Genomic DNA, 16,879 nt, shown 5'->3' with positions numbered 1-16,879 from the left:
GCGGCCGAAAGACGAGCCGGCACGGAGGCGCTCCATGGCATTGAAGTCGGTCTCGCTGGACGACAAATACGACCTTTCACAGGAACGGCTGTTCGTCTCCGGCACCCAGGCGCTGGTGCGCCTGGCCCTGATGCAGAAGGCGCGCGACCGGCAGGCCGGCCTCAATACGGCGGGCTATGTGACCGGCTATCGCGGCTCGCCATTGGGCGGGCTCGACCAGCAGTTCACCCGCGCCGAGAAGATCCTCAAGGCCAATGACATCAAGTTCCAGTCGGGCCTCAACGAGGATCTCGCCGCCACCGCTTTGTGGGGCTCCCAGCAGGCGGAACTGCGGGGCGAGGGGCGGTTCGACGGCGTGTTCGGCCTTTGGTACGGCAAGGGGCCGGGGGTGGACCGTTCCGGCGACGTGTTCCGCCACGCCAACAATGCGGGCACCTCGAAGCATGGCGGCGTGCTGGCTTTGATGGGCGATGACCACACCTGCGAGAGCTCCACCACCGCCCACCAGAGCGAGTTCCATTTCGTCGACGTGATGATCCCCGTGCTGAACCCGGCCGGTGTTCAGGAGATCATCGACTATGGCCTTTATGGCTGGGCCCTCTCGCGCTTCTCCGGCGCCTGGGTGGGGCTGAAGGCGGTGAAGGACACCATTGAGTCCACCGCCATCGTGGATGGCCGGCTGGACCGGGTGGAGATCATCCATCCCGCCGATTTCATCATGCCGCCGGGCGGGCTCAATATTCGCCTGGGCGACACGGCCATCGCCCAGGAAGAGCGGCTGCAGGAGCACAAGCGTGATGCCGTGCTGCACTTCCTGAGGGCCAACCGGCTCAACCGCCTCGTCACCTCGGGCGGGCCGCGCGCGCGCATCGGCATCGCCACGGTGGGCAAGAGCTATCTCGACGTGCGCCTGGCGCTGGACGAATTGGGCATCGACGAGGTGCGCGCCAACGACCTGGGCATCCGCATCTGGAAGGTGGGCTGCCCCTGGCCGCTGGAGACCGAGGGGCTGAGGGACTTCGCCCGCGGGCTCGACCTCATCATGGTGGTGGAGGAAAAGCGCTCCCTCATCGAGGTGCAGGTGCGCGAGGAGCTCTACGGCACCGCCAACCAGCCGGTCTGTATCGGCAAGAAGGACGAAAGCGGCAACTGGCTCTTCCCCGTGAAGGGCGCGCTCGACCCCAACGACATCGCCATCGCGCTCGGCAAGCGGCTCCTGGCCTATGGGCCCATCGCGGATATCGCGGCCCGCGTGGCGCGGCTGGAGGAGGCGCAGAAGGCGCTGGACGCGACCCAGGACGTGGCCACCCGCATTCCCTATTTCTGCTCCGGCTGCCCGCACAATTCCTCCACCAAGGTGCCGGAGGGCATGCGCGCTTATGCGGGCATTGGCTGCCATTACATGGTGCAGTGGATGGACCGGGAGACCACCGGCTTCACCCAGATGGGCGGCGAGGGCGCCAATTGGGTGGGCGAGGCACCCTTCTCCAAGCGCGGCCACGTGTTCCAGAATCTGGGCGACGGCACCTACAATCACTCGGGTTATCTCGCCTTGCGCGCGGCCATCGCCGCCAGGGTGAACGTGACCTACAAGATCCTGTTCAACGACGCGGTGGCCATGACCGGCGGCCAGCGCCACGACGGCGATCTCACCGTGCCCGTCATCGCCCGCCAGGTGGCGGCGGAGGGTGCCGAGCGCGTGGTGGTGGTGACCGACGAGCCGGAAAAATATCCGGCCGGCACCCTCTGGCCGGCGGGCCTCACCATCCATCACCGGGACGAGCTGGACGCGGTGCAGCGCGAACTGGCGGCCATTCCCGGCGTTACCGTGCTCATTTACGACCAGACCTGCGCGGCGGAAAAGCGCCGCCGCCGCAAGCGCGGCGCGTTCGCCGACCCGGACATGCGCGTCATCATCAATGAGCGGGTGTGCGAGGGCTGCGGCGATTGCGGCGTGAAGTCCAACTGCGTCTCGGTGCAGCCGCTGGAAACCGAATGGGGCCGCAAGCGGGAGATCGACCAATCCTCCTGCAACAAGGACTTTTCGTGCGTGAACGGCTTCTGCCCCTCCTTCGTCACCGTGCACGGGGCGAAGCCGAGGAAGGCGGAAGCCATTGCGGGTCGGGCTGGGGCGTGGCCTGAGCTGCCCGAGCCGGCGCTGCCGCAGATCCACGGCACCTATTCCATCATCGCCACCGGCGTCGGCGGCACCGGCGTCGTCACCATCGGCGCGCTGCTGGGCATGGCGGCGCATCTGGAAGGCAAGGCCTGCGGCATGATCGACATGGCCGGCCTCGCCCAAAAGGGCGGGGCTGTCTACAGCCACATCCGCCTTGCCAACGATCCGGCGGACATCACCGCCATCCGCGTTCCGGCGCGCGGCGCCGATGTGGTGCTGGGCGGCGACATCGTGGTGGCGGGCACGCGCAAGGTGCTGGCGGCGGTGAAGCCGGGCGAAACCCTGGTGGTGGTGAATACCCACGAGGTGATGCCCGGCGATTTCACCCGCAACGCCGACTATTCCCTGCCCACGGCGCGCATCCGGAGCACCATCAGCGCGGCCGCGGGGGAGGGTAACACCCATTTCGTGGAGGCGAGCCGGCTGGCGACTGCCTTGTTCGGCTCGTCTTTGGCGCAGAACATTTTCATGCTGGGCTATGCCTACCAGTTCGGCGCCCTGCCGGTCTCCGCCGAGGCGCTGAACCAGGCCATCGCGCTCAATGGCGAGGCGGTGGCCATGAACCAGGCGGCCTTCCTGTGGGGCCGTCGCGCCGCCCACGATCCCGCCGCCGTGGAGGCCCTGGTGGCACCCCAGAGCGGGGCGGGGGCGCAGAGCGATGCCCGCCGCCTGTCCCAAAACCTCGACGAGGTCATCGCGCGGCGGGTGGAGGAGCTCACGCGCTATCAGGATGCCGCCTATGCCGCGCGCTATCAGGCGCTGGTGACCAAGGTGCGCCGGCGCGAGGCGGAGGCCGCCCCCGGCCGCACCGACCTGACCGAGGCGGTGGCGCGCAACCTCTTCAAGCTCATGGCCTACAAGGACGAATACGAGGTGGCGCGGCTCTATGCGGACGGCGCTTTCCTCAAGCAGGTGGCCTCGGCCTTCGAGGGTGATCTGAAGTTCGAGTTCCATCTCGCCCCGCCGGTGTTCGCCCGCCCCGATCCGGCAACCGGCGAGCCGCGCAAGATGCGCTTCGGGCCCTGGATGCTGCGGGCCCTGGGGCTGCTGGCGAAGCTGAAGGGGCTGCGCGGCACGGCGCTGGACCCCTTTGGACGCAGTGCAGAGCGGCGGACCGAACGGGCGCTGATCACCGATTACGAACGGCTGATGGGCGAAGTGCTCGCCGATCTCGACGGCGGCAATCACGCCCTGGCCGTGGCGCTGGCCTCGATCCCGGAGAAGATCCGGGGTTATGGTCCGGTGAAGGTACGGCAGCTCCAGGCGGCCAAGGCAGAGGAGGCGGAACTGCTCATGCGCTTCCGTGCCCCGGCGCCCATCCGCGCGCAGGCGGCGGAATAGCCGCGCCGCCAAGTGGGCCGCCGCGCGCGGCCGCCGTAGCCGTGGCGCGTGCGCGTGTGGCCCATCGCCATCCGGCGGTCGCCAGGGCAATGGCACCGCGCCCCTCCGCCCCAGCACCCCGGTTCACACCCCTCCCTCCCGCTTGCGGGGGGCGAGCGTGGATCACGGATCGTCCCGCGCGCGGCTGGAGATCCGGCGGCCACGGTCGAGCGGCCCTTCGAGGCGGCGGGCCAAGCAATGCAGTGGATGACCGCCCGGTCGCTCTCTCTCCGCCTGCGGGAGAGGGGTGGAGAACCGGCCGCAGTGGCGGAGAGCCAGCGCGGATCACGGGTCCTCCGCGTGCGGCTGGAGGTTCGGCCGTAGTTGTCAGGTGGCTCTTCATGGCGGGCCAGAGCAATGCGGTGGTTGGCCGCCCGGTCGCGCCTTCCCCGCATGCGGGGAAGGGAGCCGGCTGCGGCGGGGAGAGCGGCGCCTGATCACGGATCGCCCCGCGTGCGGCTGGCGATCCGGCGGCCAGGGTCGAGCGGCTCTTCGAGGCGAGCGAGAGCAATGCGGGGGCTGGCTGTCCGGTCGCTCGCTTTTACGCATGCGGGGAGGCGTGGAGAACCGGCCGCAGTGGCGGAGAGCCCGCACCGATCACGGATCGCCCCGGATGCGGCCGGCGATCCCGCTGCCACGGTCGGGTGGCTCTTCAATGCGGGCCGGACCCGCGCGGCCGTGGGCCGCTCCCCCTCCCGCTTGTGTGGGAGATTTGGGGGCACAGCGGTGGTGGGCGAGAAGCGCCGATCGGGGGAGTGCCCGGCGTGGGGTCAGAAGGTCCGGCGGCTTCTCAAGGCGAGCGCGGGGGGGCGACCGTGTATCGGCCGGTCGCCTTCCGTGCCGGACTTTGGCGGGACGAGCCCGCGCCTCAACGCGGTTTCTGGCACGGCAGGGCTGCTTAAATGTCAAGCGGCCGGGGAGGCTCGTGCCCCTCGTCTGCGAGCCGTCGTGGCGGGAAAAACACCTTTGCCGGTGCGCGCTGCAATGCCCTCTGTGATAGGTCCCGTCTATGCCGTTTCCGCCTTGTGCGAGGCCGGATAGGGCGCGGCCGAATGGGGCGCAGAGTGCGGAAAATCCAGCATTTTCCACTGCGGGCGGGGCGCTCCGGCGACGCTCCGCGTGTCATTGTGCTTCCCGCTCACCGCGCGCGGGGAGAAGCGGCGAGCACTTGCGTTGCCACCGGGCGCCGTTGCACCGGGGAGCGGCGCGTGCCATGCCGCCGCACCTGCGCTGCCGTCCCTAAAAGCGCCTTGGCTGCGGGATGACCGGCGGCATCTGCCATTCGAGGATCGATCCATGACCATCACCGACGCCGATCTGCTGCGGCGCCTCATCGCGGAGCGCGCCGATGACCAGCGCCGCTTCCTGGCCGAGCTGGTGAAGGTGCCTTCCGACAACCCGTCCGGCGACTGCGCCGCCCATGCCGCCCGCGCGGCCGAGCTGTTGGAGGCGCTGGACTTCACCGTGGAGCGCCACCAGGTGCCGGACGCGGTGGTGAAGGCGGCGGGCATGATCTCGGTGACCAACCTCATCGTCCGCCACCGCTTCGGGGAGGGGCCCACCATCGCCCTCAATGCCCACGGTGACGTGGTGCCCCCCGGCGAGGGATGGACACACGACCCCTATGGCGCCGAGGTGGTGGACGGGGTGATGTATGGCCGGGGCGTCGCGGTCTCCAAGTCGGATTTCGCCACCTATGCCTTTGCCCTCGACGCCCTCAAGCGCTCGGGCCTGCCGCTGAAGGGCACGGTGGAGCTGCATTTCACCTATGACGAGGAGATTGGCGGCGAGGTGGGGCCGGGCTGGATCCTGGCCCAGGGGCTCACCAAGCCCGACTATGCCGTTTCCGCCGGCTTCGCCTATTCCGTCGTGTGGGCCCACAATGGCTGCCTGCACCTTGAGGTGGAGGTGACGGGCAAGTCCGCCCACGCCGCCATTCCCGCCACCGGCGTCGACGCCCTCGAGGCGGCGACCGGCATCCTCTCCGCCCTCTATGCCTATCGCGATACGTTGAAGGACAAGGTGTCGGAGGTGGGGGGCATTGGCGCGCCGCAGCTCAATGTGGGGCTCATCTCGGGGGGCATCAACACCAATGTGGTGCCCGACCGCGTCACCTTCCGCCTCGACCGGCGCATCATTCCGGACGAGACGCCGGAGCAGGTGGAAGAGGAGGTGCGTGGCGTGATCGCCCGCGCGGCGGCGGCTTCTCCGAAGGCGCGGGTGGCGGTGCGGCGCATCCTGCTGGCGCGACCTTTGGTGCCGGGGGAGGGGGCGAAGCGCCTCGCCGACATCATCTGCCGCAACGCTTCGGCGGTGACGGGCGAGGAGGTGCGCGCCACCGGCGTGCCGCTCTACACCGACGCGCGGCTTTACGCGGAAGCGGGCGTGCCCGTGGTGCTCTACGGCGCCGGCCCGCACACCATCGAGGAGGCCAACGGCCACCGGGCGGATGAGAATCTGCGCCTTTCCGACCTCGATAAGGCCACGCAAGTCATCGCCCTCACGCTCAAGGACCTGCTGGGCTGAACGCGACGCGGCGGGGGAACGCCCGCGCCGCGCGACAATGAGGCTGGCTTTTCCCGCGCTCCGATCGGTGATGCTGCATCCCCGTCGAGCGCGCGGGCGGTGAAGCTCGGCCATGCTGCGTCGGTCATCGCGCGGTCTGGCGCGGGCCGCGCGCGAAATCACGCTTGAACCGACTCCCGCCGTTTGGTGCGACGTTGGAAGGCTGTTGCCGGAGCCGGCGCCTGTCCCGGCCATTTCGGCGCGGCGCGCTCCACCGGAGCTTGCGCGGAGAGACAGCCCGGGCGCATGGAGGGGCAGGGCTCCGCTCCTTCCCCCCGCACGCGGGGAGGCCGGCGCGGCGCGAGGAGCGTCTGGGTCCGCAAGCCAAGAGCTCAGCCAAGAGATCAGCCATCAAGAGATCAGGCGTGTGGTCGGCCATGTGCCGGGCATGGCGTCGCCCCCGACTGGCCTCGCCGGTGACCGGCTTTGCCCCTGAACCGGATGTTGGCTGGGCCGAGCCATGCGGCTTTGTCTTCGTTCAGCTGGCGTCGGCCCGCGCCACCTGACCTTCCGCGCCACCTAAGCTTCCGCGCCATGACCGCCCCTGGGCGGAGAATGGGCATTCAAGGTCCCGGGAGGCGTTGCCCTTCGCCTCGCGGTCGGGCCCGCATTCCCGATCTTTTGGTTGCCCCCTGAGAAAGCGGCGGAGGGGACGGCGGCACGATTGCGGTCTTGGTAGGCCGGCGCCCCCCTCGCCTCGGAGGCTGCCTCCATTCGCCTAGGCTTTGAATTAACGCCGCTGCTTCCTGAGAGCGGGTATCCCTGGGCTTGAAGACCAAGTTCGGTACTGACGAGAGGATGCCACGCCGCGGCCCGGTAATCCGTCGCCGTGGTGCAGGGCCGTGTGCATTCCGCCTTCGGGAAAGGCGCCCTTGATAAGGGATCGAGACGCCCGCGCGCCGGCCGACGCGCGCCCTATCGGTGCCGGGATCGCAGCCCTGCCCCCTCTCTCCCCGCTATCCCAATCCGGGACCGCCCGGGCCGCCCGTGGGCCAGAACGTGTGCTGTGCCTCGGGCCCTTCGCCGCGATCGAACCCTTGGCCGGAGCGCTGTGGTGTCTCGTGCTGCATCGTCGCCGGCTCAGCTCCGGATGGCCGCCGGTTGTGTCCGACGTCGCGCAGCATCGGACCGGAGCGATGCGGTTTCTCTCGCCGCTCTGCAGGCCCGGGAGCGGTCTGCCTGTTGCCATCGACGCAAGCGCGGGGTTGACATTGGCCAATAATATATCTTTTCTATCGATATTATAAATTATGGTGACGAGATGACCTCTTCCCCGTTGCGGCTTGGTGTCTGGGCGCCTGTGCATGGGCCGCGCGCGGCCTGGCAGGACACCGCCGAGCCTTTTGATGCCTCGTGGGCCCACAATCGCGACACCGTGCTTCAGGCCGAGGCGCTGGGCTATGACGCCACCCTGGTGGCGCAGCACACCGTCAATCCGCATCTGCCCGAGAAGGACCAGCTGGAAGCGTGGACGGGTTGCGCGGCCCTCGCCGCCCTCACCAGCCGCATCGAGATCCTGGCCGCCATCAAGCCCTATCTCTACCACCCGGTGGTGCTGGCGAAGATGGCGCTGCAGATCGAGAACATCTCCGGCGGCCGGTTCGGCTTCAATCTGGTGAATGCCTGGAACCGGGCCGAATTCGAGAAGGCCGGCATCCCCTTCGGCGAGCATGATGCGCGCTATGCCTATGGGCGCGAATGGATCTTCGTGGTGGAGAAGCTCCTGCGCGGCGAGAGCGTGACGCACCAAGGCGAGCACTTCCATATCACCGACTATCGCCTGGCGCCCACCAGCCCCACCCGCGCGCGCCCGCGCATTTATCTCGGCGGAGAGTCGGAGGCGGCGCGGACGCTCGCGGCCGATCATGCCGATGTCTTCTTCATCAATGGCCAGCCCATCGCGGACGTGAAGGCGATCATCGCCGATGTGGCCCGCAGGCCGCGTCGCGGTGCGCCCCTGGGCTTCGGTCTCGCCGCCTTCGTCATTGCCCGGGAGACCGAGCGCGAGGCGGAGCAGGAGTACCAGCGGCTGCTCGCCCTGGCCACGAAGGATGCGGCCGCCAAGGCCGCGATGACCGCGCGCACCGACCCCAATGTGGTGATGATCCAGACCTTCGCCAAGGCGCAGGGCGTCGGCACCAATGGCGGCACCGCGGCCGGGCTGGTGGGCAGCTATGACCAGGTGGCCGAGCGCATCGCCGCCTTCCACGCCGCCGGCGTCGAGCTGTTCATGCTCCAGTTCCAGCCCCTGCGCGCGGAGTTGGCGCGGTTCGCCGCGGAGGTCTTCCCCCGCCTGGGCCGGCGCCCGGCAGCGGGCGGGCCGGTGACCGCCGCCCCCGCGCAAGCGGTCTGACGCCCCCATCCCTGCTGAACCGAGGTCCCCGTGAGCCAGGTCGAAACCGTCACCCCCTTTGTCTTATCCCGTTCCGACCCGGCCCCGGGCACGCTGGCGCGGCCGCGCAGGCCCGCCGCGCGGCTGGGCGGGCGGGGGCTGTTCCTGCTGTCCTGGGCGGTGCCTGTGGCGCTGCTCGCGGTCTGGGAGTTCCTCGCCCGGCAAGGCTATGTGACGCCCCAGGTGCTGCCGGCACCGAGCAAGGTGCTCGCCACCGCCGTGAAGCTCACCATTTCCGGCAGCCTCTTGTCCGATCTCGGCACCAGCCTGCTGCGGGCGGCCATCGGCTTTGTCATCGGCGGCTCGATCGCGTTCGCGCTGGGCGTGCTGGTGGGCTTTTCCCGGATCGCCGAGGCCCTGCTGGACCGCAGCGTGCAGATGGTGCGCGCCATCCCCTTCCTCGCGCTGCTGCCGCTGGTGATCGTCTGGTTCGGCGTTGGGGAAGGGCAGAAGATCTTCCTCGTGGCGCTGGGTGTCGCCTTCCCCATCTACATCAACACCACCCTGGGGATCCGGCAGGTGGATCCGAAGCTGCTGGAGCTCGGCCGGGTGCAGGGGCTTTCCACCTTCACGCTCATCCGCCGCATCGTGCTGCCGGGCGCCTTGCCGTCTATTCTCACCGGCGTGCGCTATTCGCTGGCGACGGCGTGGCTGGCGCTGGTGGTGGCCGAGACCCTCGGGGCGGAGGCGGGCATCGGCTTTCTGGCCATGGATGCGCGGGAGTTCCTGCGCACCGACGTGGTGGTGCTGACCATCGTCATCTACGCCCTCATCGGGGTGGCGGCGGATTCCGCCGCGCGCCTCCTGGAACGGCGGCTTCTGGCCTGGCATCCCAATTTCGGCGGGACGGGACGATGAGCGGCGCGCTCCTTTCCCGCCGCCCTGCGGTCCGCGTCACGGGGCTGCGGCGCGCCTATGGGCCGCGCGTCATTATCGACCGGCTGGACCTCGTCATTGGCCGCGGCGAGTTCGTGGCGCTCCTGGGTGAGAGCGGCTGCGGCAAGACCACCCTTCTGCGGGCCCTGGCGGGGCTCGATCCCATCGACGGCGGGAGCATCGAGGCACCCGGGCGGCCGGCGGTGGTGTTTCAGGAACATCGCCTTCTGCCGTGGGACAGCCTGTGGCGCAACGTGGCCCTGGGCCTGAACGCAGCCGGGGCACGGGAGAAGGCTGGGGCGGCGCTGGCGGAAGTGGGCCTGAGCGGGCGGCTGGACGACTGGCCGCGCAACCTGTCCGGCGGGCAGGCGCAGCGCGTGGCCCTGGCTCGCGCGCTGGTGCAGGAGCCGGAGCTGCTGCTGCTCGACGAACCCTTCGCCGCCCTCGACGCGCTCACCCGCATCCGCATGCACGGGCTGGTGAAGGCGCTGGTGGCGCGCCACCGGCCCGGCGTGCTGCTCGTCACCCACGACGTGGATGAGGCCATCGCGCTCGCCGACCGCATCCTGGTGATGCGCGGCGGCGCCATCGCGGCGGAGCATTGTTCGCCGGAACCCGGCGCGCCGGCCGCCAGCCGCGCGCAGCTGCTGGCGGAGCTCGGTGTTGCGCACGACCCGGCTGCGGCCTGAGCCTCAACCCCCAGATCTTGAAGAATGAGCCAAGAGAACCCCATGTCGAGCTTCCTCTCCCCCTCCCGCCGTGCCTTCCTCTCTTCCGTGGCGGCGGGCCTCGGCGCCGCCGTCCTCGCGCCCACCCTCGCGCGGGCGGCCGCGGATACGCGCAATACGGACACGGTGCGTCTCACCTGGGGCTTCCATGGCCTCACCCTGATCGCCAAGGAGCGGGGCGTGTTCGAGAAGACGCTGGCCGACCAGGGCATCAAGGTGGAATGGCTCGGGCCCTTCCCCAACCATGCGCCGACGCTGCAGGCGGTCACCGGCGGCAGCGCTGATTTCGGCTTCGGCGGTTCCACCACGCCGGCCTTGGCCGCCATCATCGCCGGCTCGCCGCTGGTGTTCACCCAGTTCGTGCTCTACGAGCCGCGCACCACCGCCATCATCGCCAAGGACGGCTCGGGCATCGACAAGGTGGAGGATCTGGTCGGCCGCTCGGTGGCGGTCAACCGCTCGGGCCTGGGCGAGTTCCTGCTCGTGGCCGCCCTGGAAAAGCACGGCATCGACCGTTCCAAGGTGAAGTTCGTCTATCTCAATCCGCCCGATGCGGCTCCCGCGCTGGCGTCCGGCAAGGTGGATGCCTGGTCCATGTGGAGCCCGGGAGTCGACATCGCGCGGCAGGATTACAAGGCGCACGATGTCTTCGTCGAAGGCCGCGACCTCGATTTCTTCATCGATTACAGCTCGTATCTCACCAGCAGCGCCTTCGCCGAGCAGAATTCGCAGATCGTCAAGGCGGTGGTGGCGGCCTATGAGGCCGAGGCCCGCTGGACCAACGCCAATGTGGTCGAGGCCGAGACCATCGTGCAGAAGCGCGCCGGCTACAGCGACATCATCCGCGACCAGTTCATCGCGCGTCAGCGGCACTACACGCTGATCCCGGTCTCCGACAAGAAATTCGTCGCCGACCTGCAGCAGGCGGCGGACTGGCTGGTGGCGCGGAAGATCCTCCCAGAGCCCATCACCGTTTCCGACCATCTCGCCCAGCTCTGATCGGTCTGCGCTCTGCCCCTCATCCCAGGAACTGTCATGAACAAGCCCGTCATTCCCGCTTCCGTCCAGCCCACGCACCCCCTTGGCGCCGACCCGGCGCAGTGGAGGAGCCTGTTCGACCAGATCGGCGCGGGCGCGTCCGAGCGTGAGCGCGACCGCGTCCTGCCGTTCGAGGCCATTGAACTCCTGAAGCGGGCCGGCTTCGGCGCACTGCGGCTCGCCAAGGTCGATGGCGGCGCCGGCGCCACTTTCCGGCAGGTCTATGGGCTCACGCTGGAACTGGCGGCGGCCGATGCCAATGTCGCCCACATCTTCCGCAACCACTTCACGGTGGCCGAGCAATATGCCCGCCAGCCCTATGATGCCCGCAGCCGGGCGTGGCAGGCTTTGGTGCGCGAAGGCGGCATCTTCGGCCTTGCCTCCACCGAGGCCGGCTCCCTGCCCGCCGGCGGCTTCGCACCGGACACCCGCCTCATCCCCGAAGGGGAGGGCTTCCGCCTGGAGGGGGTGAAATACTATTCCACCGGCACGCTGTTCGCGGATTCCATGCTGGTGCGCGCGGCCGACGACAAGGGGCGGGTGGCGGCCGTCATCATCCCCACCCGGCGCGAGGGCATCGAGATCCTCGACGACTGGGACGGGGCGGGCCAGCGCCTCACCGCTTCCGGCACCACCCGCTTCCACAATGTGCGGGTGGAGGCGGACGAGGCGGTCTTCGACACGCCGGAGCGCGGCTATGGCCTTGCCTATTCCAACACCCAGGCCCAGCTTTTCCTCACCACTGTGGTGGCGGGCATCGTGCAGGCCATCCTCAACGATGCCATAGCCTTGGTGAAGCGGCGCAAGCGCAGCTTCTATTATGCGCCGACGCCGACGCCGGCGGATGACCCCTTCCTGCAGCAGGTGGTGGGCCAGCTTTCGGCCAACGCCCTCGCGGCGCGATCCCTCATCCTCACCGCCGCCGAGGCCCTCGACCGGGCGAGCGATGCCCGCGACCGCGGCGAGGCGGCCGCGGAATTGGGGGCGCAGGCCGCGCGGACGGCAGCCCAGGCGAAGCTGGTGATCGACGATCTGGCTTTGCGTTCCGGCTCGCTGCTGTTCGATGCGGGTGGCGCCTCCGCCACGGAGCGCAGCGCCAATCTGGACCGGCACTGGCGCAATGCGCGCACCATCGCGTCCCACAATCCCTCGAGCTACAAGGCACAGGCCATCGGCGCCCTGCTGCTGAAGGGCACGCCGCTTCCCGCCAAGGGCTTCTTCTGAAATCCCTTTCGGCTTCCGGCGCGCCGTGTTCCCCCGGGGGCGACCAAAGCCAGCCCCCAGCTGGCCGGCTCCCCGGGGGCCGAGCTTCAAGGCCCCCGGGGGGCATCCGCGCGCCTCCCAGCGGTGACGGGTGCCGTTCAAGCCCCTCTCGGGTGCCGCTCTCCGATCGCCTGTCCATGGGCCTCGGCATGGTGTTGGCAGTGTGGGGTGAGGTTCTCGCCCCCGCCGTTCAGCGCTGGAGGCCCCAGCGGCGCACCGTGCCCTGCTCGATGGCGCGGAAAATCACTTCCACCGCAAGCCCGATGAGAATCACCGAGACGAGGCCGGCGAACACCTTGTCGGTGAGCAATTCGTTGCGGTTACGGTAGATGTACCAGCCGAGCCCGCCCGAGCGCGAGGAGACGCCGAACACCAGCTCCGCCGCGATCAGCGTGCGCCAGGCGAACGCCCAGGCGATCTTCAGCCCCGACAGCAGCGAGGGCAGCGCCGCCGGGATCAGGATGAGCACCACATAGGAGGGGCCCCGAAGGCCGTAATTGCGTCCCACCAGGCGCTGTGTCTCGGGCACCAGCTCAAAGCCGGTCAGGGCCGCGAGCGCGAATGGCCACAGCACGGCGTGCACCATCACCAGCAGCAGGCTGGCCTCACCGAGACCGAACCAGAGCATGGCCAGGGGCAGCAGCGCGATGGCTGGCAGCGGATTGAACATGGCCGTCAGCGTCAGCAGCACTTCCCTGACGAAGGGCAGGGCGATGGCGGTCGAGACCAGCGCGAGCGCCAGTAGGATCGCAATGGCATAGCCCTTCACCAGAACGCAGAGCGATGCCACTGCGGAGGGAAACAGGTCTTCGTCCCTGAGGCCGGTGACGAGCGCCTGCGCCATGTCGGTGAAGGTGGGAAACAGCAGCGGGTTATTCTGCCACAGCGCGGCCGCCTGCCAGAGCGCGGCCAGCGCCGCGAGGATCACCAGCCGGCGAACGAGCGTGGCTTTCCAAAGCCGGCGCAGGCTATCGCTGAGCGTGGATGCCCTCGGTTGGACGGACCCCTTGCTGCCGCGGGCTTCGAACGTGATGACGCTGTCGGCTCGCCCGAGCGCGTCATCAGGAGCGGCTTGGTCAGACATGGAGAGCTCCGCCGGTGAACAGCAGGTCATGGACTTGACGAACGACATCCTCGAACGGCGCGGTGCCGCGCTCCGCAAGACCGAGGCCCGAGGTGTCGAACGTGGCGATGGTGCGGCCGGGATGAGCCGCCAGCAGGTGCAGTTGGGTGCCCAGCAGCACGGCCTCGTCGATGGCATGGGTGACGAACACGAGGGTGAAACCCTGCTCCTGCGCGAGCGCCAGCAGGTCCTCCTGCAGCGTGCGGCGGGTCAGGGCATCAAGGGCGGCAAAGGGCTCGTCCATCAGCAGCACGTCGGGCTCGGCCGCCAGCGCCCTGGCAATCGCGGCGCGCTGCTTCATGCCGCCCGACAGGGTGTGGGGATAGGCGTCGAGGGCGCGGCCCAGGCCTACTTTTGTCAGCGCCACGGCGGCACGGGCGCGCGCCTCCTTCAAGCCGAGCCGGCGCGCGGCCCGCAGAGGGAAGGCCACATTGTCGCGCACGCTCTTCCAGGGCAGGAGCTGGTCAAACTCCTGGAACACCACGAGGCGGTCCGGCCCCGGGCCGGTGATGGTCTTGCCGCGGATTTCCACGGCGCCGGCCGCCGGCTTCAGGAAACCCGCAAGCGCCTTGAGGATGGAGGATTTTCCGCATCCTGACGGACCCAGCAGCACCAGTCGCTCGCCGGCCGCGACGCGGAAGCTGACATCCGTCACCGCGCGCGCCGGGCCCTGGGGGCTCGGGTAATCCAGGGTGAGGCCGCGCGCCTCCAATACTGGCGCCTGCGGACGCGGCAGCGTGGATGGAAGGGGGCTCATCCGCAACGGCTCACGATCCGGAGCCGGCGTGCAGGTCCTCGAAAGTATAGTCCTTGAAGCTTGCGGGCTTGGATTTGATGGCGCCGATACGGTTCATGAAATCGGCAAACTTGAGCGTACCACTCGGAACGAGGGTGTATTGCGTGTCCGGACTGGAGAGCACTTCTTCGATGAAGGCCGGATCGAGCTTCGACTGCTCGACCTGCACATAGATCGCGGCCGCTTCCGTCTTGTGCGCCTTCACCCATTCGGTTGCCTCGGCAAAGGCGTCGAAGAAGGCTTGGTAGGTCTTGGGATTTTCCTTGCGGAACTTCTCCGTGGCATAGGCCACGGTGGGCGTGATCGGGCCACCAAAGATGTCGTAGGACGAAAACACCTTGTGAACGTTGGGACTTTTCAACGCCTGGTTCTGGAATGGCGGATTGGAAAGATGAGCCGTGATCTCCGTGCTGCCGGAGATCAGCGCGGCGGTGGCGTCGGGATGCGGCAGCGTCACCATCAAGGGGTCGAGCGTCTTGGCCTTGCCGGGCCCGAACGTCTGCTCGCTGGCCAACTGGAGAATCCGCGCCTGCACCGAGACGCCAGCCACCGGCATGGCGATCTTGTCCTTCTCGGTGAAGTCCTTGATGGTCTTTACGTTGGGATTGTTGGTGAGCAGATAATTCGGTTGTGCGCCGAACGCGCCGACGATCTTCACTTCGTTCGGCGTGCCCCGTGTCTTGTCCCACAAGATGAGAAACGGCCCGATGCCGGCGGATGCGATGTCGATGTTGCCGGCGAGCAGGGCATCATTGACCGCGGCGCCGCCGGACAGGCGCGTCCAGTCCACCGTGATGTCGACGCCCAAAGCTTTGCCATGCTTCTCGATAAGCTTTTTCTCTTTCATGACATGAAAGGGCGTGTAGAGGGTGCCGAACTGCTGCGAGATGCGCAACACGCCTTCGGCGAAGGCGGGCACGGCGCATAGCGCGCCGCCAACGGCAAGACCAAGCGCGAGAAGGCGTCCGAGGATCCGGCGGGTCGGCATCTGTCTTTTCCTTTCGCCTGTGTTCATGTGGGGTCGGCAACGCCCGGTCGGGGAGGGCTGGTCAGGGAATGCCTGGCGCGGCGTCGCCGGGGCGCGTGGCGGGCGCTTCGACTGGTTGGGGGCGCCGTGGGGAGGAGGGAGCGCCGACGGGGGCTGCAGCCTTTTCAGATGATGGTTGTTTATAATATATAATGTCAATTGATTTAATATAAATTCTTGTCCGGCGGCAGAACTGCCCCTCTTGGGCACACCCGCGCGCCCGGGGCGGATCCGGATGCGCGGGTGTGTGTGTCAACGCGCATGGCCAGCGGCGATGCCCACACGGTAGGCGCCGGGCGGCCAGGTGCCGTTGACCGCAAAATCGCCGACGATCCGCTCGCGATAGATGCGTGGATTGTGCGAGGAGAGGGTGCGGGCATTGCGCCAGTGGCGATCGAGCCCCACGCCGCGTTTGGCCGACGAGGCGCCGAGGGCGTCGAACAGAAGGGTGGTGGCGTCGAGGATGAGAGAGGTCACCACCGTGACCGCCTGGTTCACTTCCAGGTCCGCGACCGCGGCGGTGAGGTCCTGTCCCTCGGAGCCTTCCCGCTCCCGTGCCTCAAAGGCGCGCTGCAGCGCCTCGGCGGCCTTCAGCACGGTAGCGCCGGCACCATAGGCGCTGGCCCGCACCTTGCCGACCACCTGGAGAATCTGCGGGTCCGCGCCGGCGCGATCGGCATTGCCGTGGCTGAACACGCGCTTGCGGGCGCCCACCAGGCGCGCCACGTCGCCCGCCGCCGCCCGCCCGATGCCGGCCAGGGTGGCGAGGTGGACCAGCTGGTAGAAAGCCACCGAATAGCGGAAGCGCTTGCGCTGCGGATTGATGAGGTCGTCGCTCAGGGTGACGTCCTTGAACCGCGCCGTGCCCGAGGCGGTGAGCTGTTGGCCGAAGCCGTCCCAGTCATCGAGAATGGTCACGCCGGGGGCGCTGGTGGGCACTTGGGCCAGGATGAGCTCGCCATTCTCGTCATCGGCGCCGAGATTGATCCAGTCGGCGAAGAGCGAGCCGGTGGTGTAGTATTTCTCGCCGTCGAGGCGCCAGTTGTCGCCGTCGCGCACGAGGCGGGTGGAGAAGTGCCCCACCGTGTTTTCCGCCTCGGAGAAGCCGCTGCCGGTGGTTTCCCTCGCGGCGATGCGCTTCACCCAGCGGTCGCGATAATCCTTGAAGGGGGAGTTCAGCACTTCCTCGGTGAAGCCGAAATGGGCGCGCAGGGCGTTGGTGACGTTGGGATCGGCTTCCGCCAGCTCAATCAAGAGGTTGAACAGCTCGGGCAAGGTGGCGCCGAAGCCCCCCTCGTCCTGCGGCAGCCGCAGCGTGGTGAAGCCGGACGCCTTGAGGGCTGCGATTTCCTCGCGCGGCAGGCGATGGGTCTGCTCGCGGTCCACCGCGCTCTCGCGGATGGTGCGGAAGATGGGGCGGAACCGGCTCGCGAGCGTTTCATAGCGTTCGGAGGGGCCGGCGCCCCAGGCGTCGTCGATCTGGCTCATGTGACAGGTCCTTGTGGGTGGGCG

Annotated in this window: 11 protein-coding genes; 7 read left to right on the top strand and 4 right to left on the bottom strand. The window is 68.5% G+C overall.

Translation table 11 applies throughout. The features are described from left to right. The first annotated feature begins 34 nt into the window (after nucleotides 1-34). From V5F26_RS03190 to V5F26_RS03160, 7 genes are all read left to right on the top strand, one after another. The gene (locus V5F26_RS03190) at nucleotides 35-3,520 is read left to right on the top strand and encodes an indolepyruvate ferredoxin oxidoreductase family protein (protein ID WP_394947705.1); all 3,486 of its coding nucleotides are present in this window, start codon (nucleotides 35-37) and stop codon (nucleotides 3,518-3,520) included. A gap of 1,335 nt (nucleotides 3,521-4,855) precedes the next feature. After that, the gene (locus V5F26_RS03185; RefSeq protein WP_394947704.1) at nucleotides 4,856-6,085 is read left to right on the top strand and encodes an ArgE/DapE family deacylase; all 1,230 of its coding nucleotides are present in this window, start codon (nucleotides 4,856-4,858) and stop codon (nucleotides 6,083-6,085) included. Nucleotides 6,086-7,385: 1,300 nt separating this feature from the next. After that, the gene (locus V5F26_RS03180; protein ID WP_394947703.1) at nucleotides 7,386-8,477 is read left to right on the top strand and encodes an LLM class flavin-dependent oxidoreductase; all 1,092 of its coding nucleotides are present in this window, start codon (nucleotides 7,386-7,388) and stop codon (nucleotides 8,475-8,477) included. Nucleotides 8,478-8,570: 93 nt separating this feature from the next. Further along, entirely contained in the window at nucleotides 8,571-9,374 is an 804-nt protein-coding gene (locus V5F26_RS03175) for an ABC transporter permease subunit (protein WP_394058209.1), read from the top strand. Continuing rightward, nucleotides 9,371-10,081, top strand: a complete 711-nt coding sequence (locus V5F26_RS03170; protein WP_394058068.1) for an ABC transporter ATP-binding protein — start codon at nucleotides 9,371-9,373, stop codon at nucleotides 10,079-10,081. Before V5F26_RS03175 ends, V5F26_RS03170 begins: the two co-directional genes overlap by 4 nt. Before the next feature lie 42 nt (nucleotides 10,082-10,123). Then, nucleotides 10,124-11,119, top strand: coding sequence for an NrtA/SsuA/CpmA family ABC transporter substrate-binding protein (locus tag V5F26_RS03165; protein WP_394947702.1), 996 nt, complete (start codon nucleotides 10,124-10,126; stop codon nucleotides 11,117-11,119). A gap of 36 nt (nucleotides 11,120-11,155) precedes the next feature. Continuing rightward, on the top strand, nucleotides 11,156-12,382 hold the full coding sequence (locus V5F26_RS03160; protein ID WP_394947701.1) for an acyl-CoA dehydrogenase family protein: 1,227 nt from the start codon (nucleotides 11,156-11,158) through the stop codon (nucleotides 12,380-12,382). 229 nt (nucleotides 12,383-12,611) lie between these two features. Here the strand turns inward: V5F26_RS03160 and V5F26_RS03155 are convergent, their stop codons facing one another. The 4 genes from V5F26_RS03155 to V5F26_RS03140 form a co-directional block, all read right to left on the bottom strand. Further along, nucleotides 12,612-13,505 (bottom strand): ABC transporter permease, encoded by an 894-nt coding sequence (locus V5F26_RS03155; RefSeq protein ID WP_394947700.1) that lies wholly within the window; start codon nucleotides 13,503-13,505, stop codon nucleotides 12,612-12,614. Beyond that, nucleotides 13,498-14,301, bottom strand: a complete 804-nt coding sequence (locus V5F26_RS03150) for an ABC transporter ATP-binding protein (RefSeq protein ID WP_394947699.1) — start codon at nucleotides 14,299-14,301, stop codon at nucleotides 13,498-13,500. Before V5F26_RS03150 ends, V5F26_RS03155 begins: the two co-directional genes overlap by 8 nt. Before the next feature lie 10 nt (nucleotides 14,302-14,311). Next, complete coding sequence (locus V5F26_RS03145; protein WP_394058060.1) at nucleotides 14,312-15,328, bottom strand: ABC transporter substrate-binding protein; 1,017 nt, start codon at nucleotides 15,326-15,328, stop codon at nucleotides 14,312-14,314. A 291-nt stretch (nucleotides 15,329-15,619) separates the two neighbouring features. Further along, nucleotides 15,620-16,855: an acyl-CoA dehydrogenase family protein gene (locus tag V5F26_RS03140; RefSeq protein WP_394947698.1), complete on the bottom strand. Its 1,236-nt coding sequence runs from the start codon at nucleotides 16,853-16,855 to the stop codon at nucleotides 15,620-15,622. Nucleotides 16,856-16,879 lie beyond the last annotated feature (24 nt).

The sequence above is a fragment of the Xanthobacter variabilis genome, from assembly GCF_043831965.2.
Classification (GTDB): Bacteria; Pseudomonadota; Alphaproteobacteria; order Rhizobiales; family Xanthobacteraceae; genus Xanthobacter.
This window is presented reverse-complemented; position numbering and strand designations above follow the sequence as displayed.

Coding starts and splice junctions, on each gene's coding strand:
- V5F26_RS03145 (WP_394058060.1), bottom strand. CDS start 15,328: ATGCCGACCCGCCGGATCCTCGGACGCCTTCTCGCGCTTGGTCTTGCC.
- V5F26_RS03150 (WP_394947699.1), bottom strand. CDS start 14,301: ATGAGCCCCCTTCCATCCACGCTGCCGCGTCCGCAGGCGCCAGTATTG.
- V5F26_RS03185 (WP_394947704.1), top strand. CDS start 4,856: ATGACCATCACCGACGCCGATCTGCTGCGGCGCCTCATCGCGGAGCGC.
- V5F26_RS03170 (WP_394058068.1), top strand. CDS start 9,371: ATGAGCGGCGCGCTCCTTTCCCGCCGCCCTGCGGTCCGCGTCACGGGG.
- V5F26_RS03140 (WP_394947698.1), bottom strand. CDS start 16,855: ATGAGCCAGATCGACGACGCCTGGGGCGCCGGCCCCTCCGAACGCTAT.
- V5F26_RS03165 (WP_394947702.1), top strand. CDS start 10,124: ATGTCGAGCTTCCTCTCCCCCTCCCGCCGTGCCTTCCTCTCTTCCGTG.
- V5F26_RS03190 (WP_394947705.1), top strand. CDS start 35: ATGGCATTGAAGTCGGTCTCGCTGGACGACAAATACGACCTTTCACAG.
- V5F26_RS03180 (WP_394947703.1), top strand. CDS start 7,386: ATGACCTCTTCCCCGTTGCGGCTTGGTGTCTGGGCGCCTGTGCATGGG.
- V5F26_RS03160 (WP_394947701.1), top strand. CDS start 11,156: ATGAACAAGCCCGTCATTCCCGCTTCCGTCCAGCCCACGCACCCCCTT.
- V5F26_RS03155 (WP_394947700.1), bottom strand. CDS start 13,505: ATGTCTGACCAAGCCGCTCCTGATGACGCGCTCGGGCGAGCCGACAGC.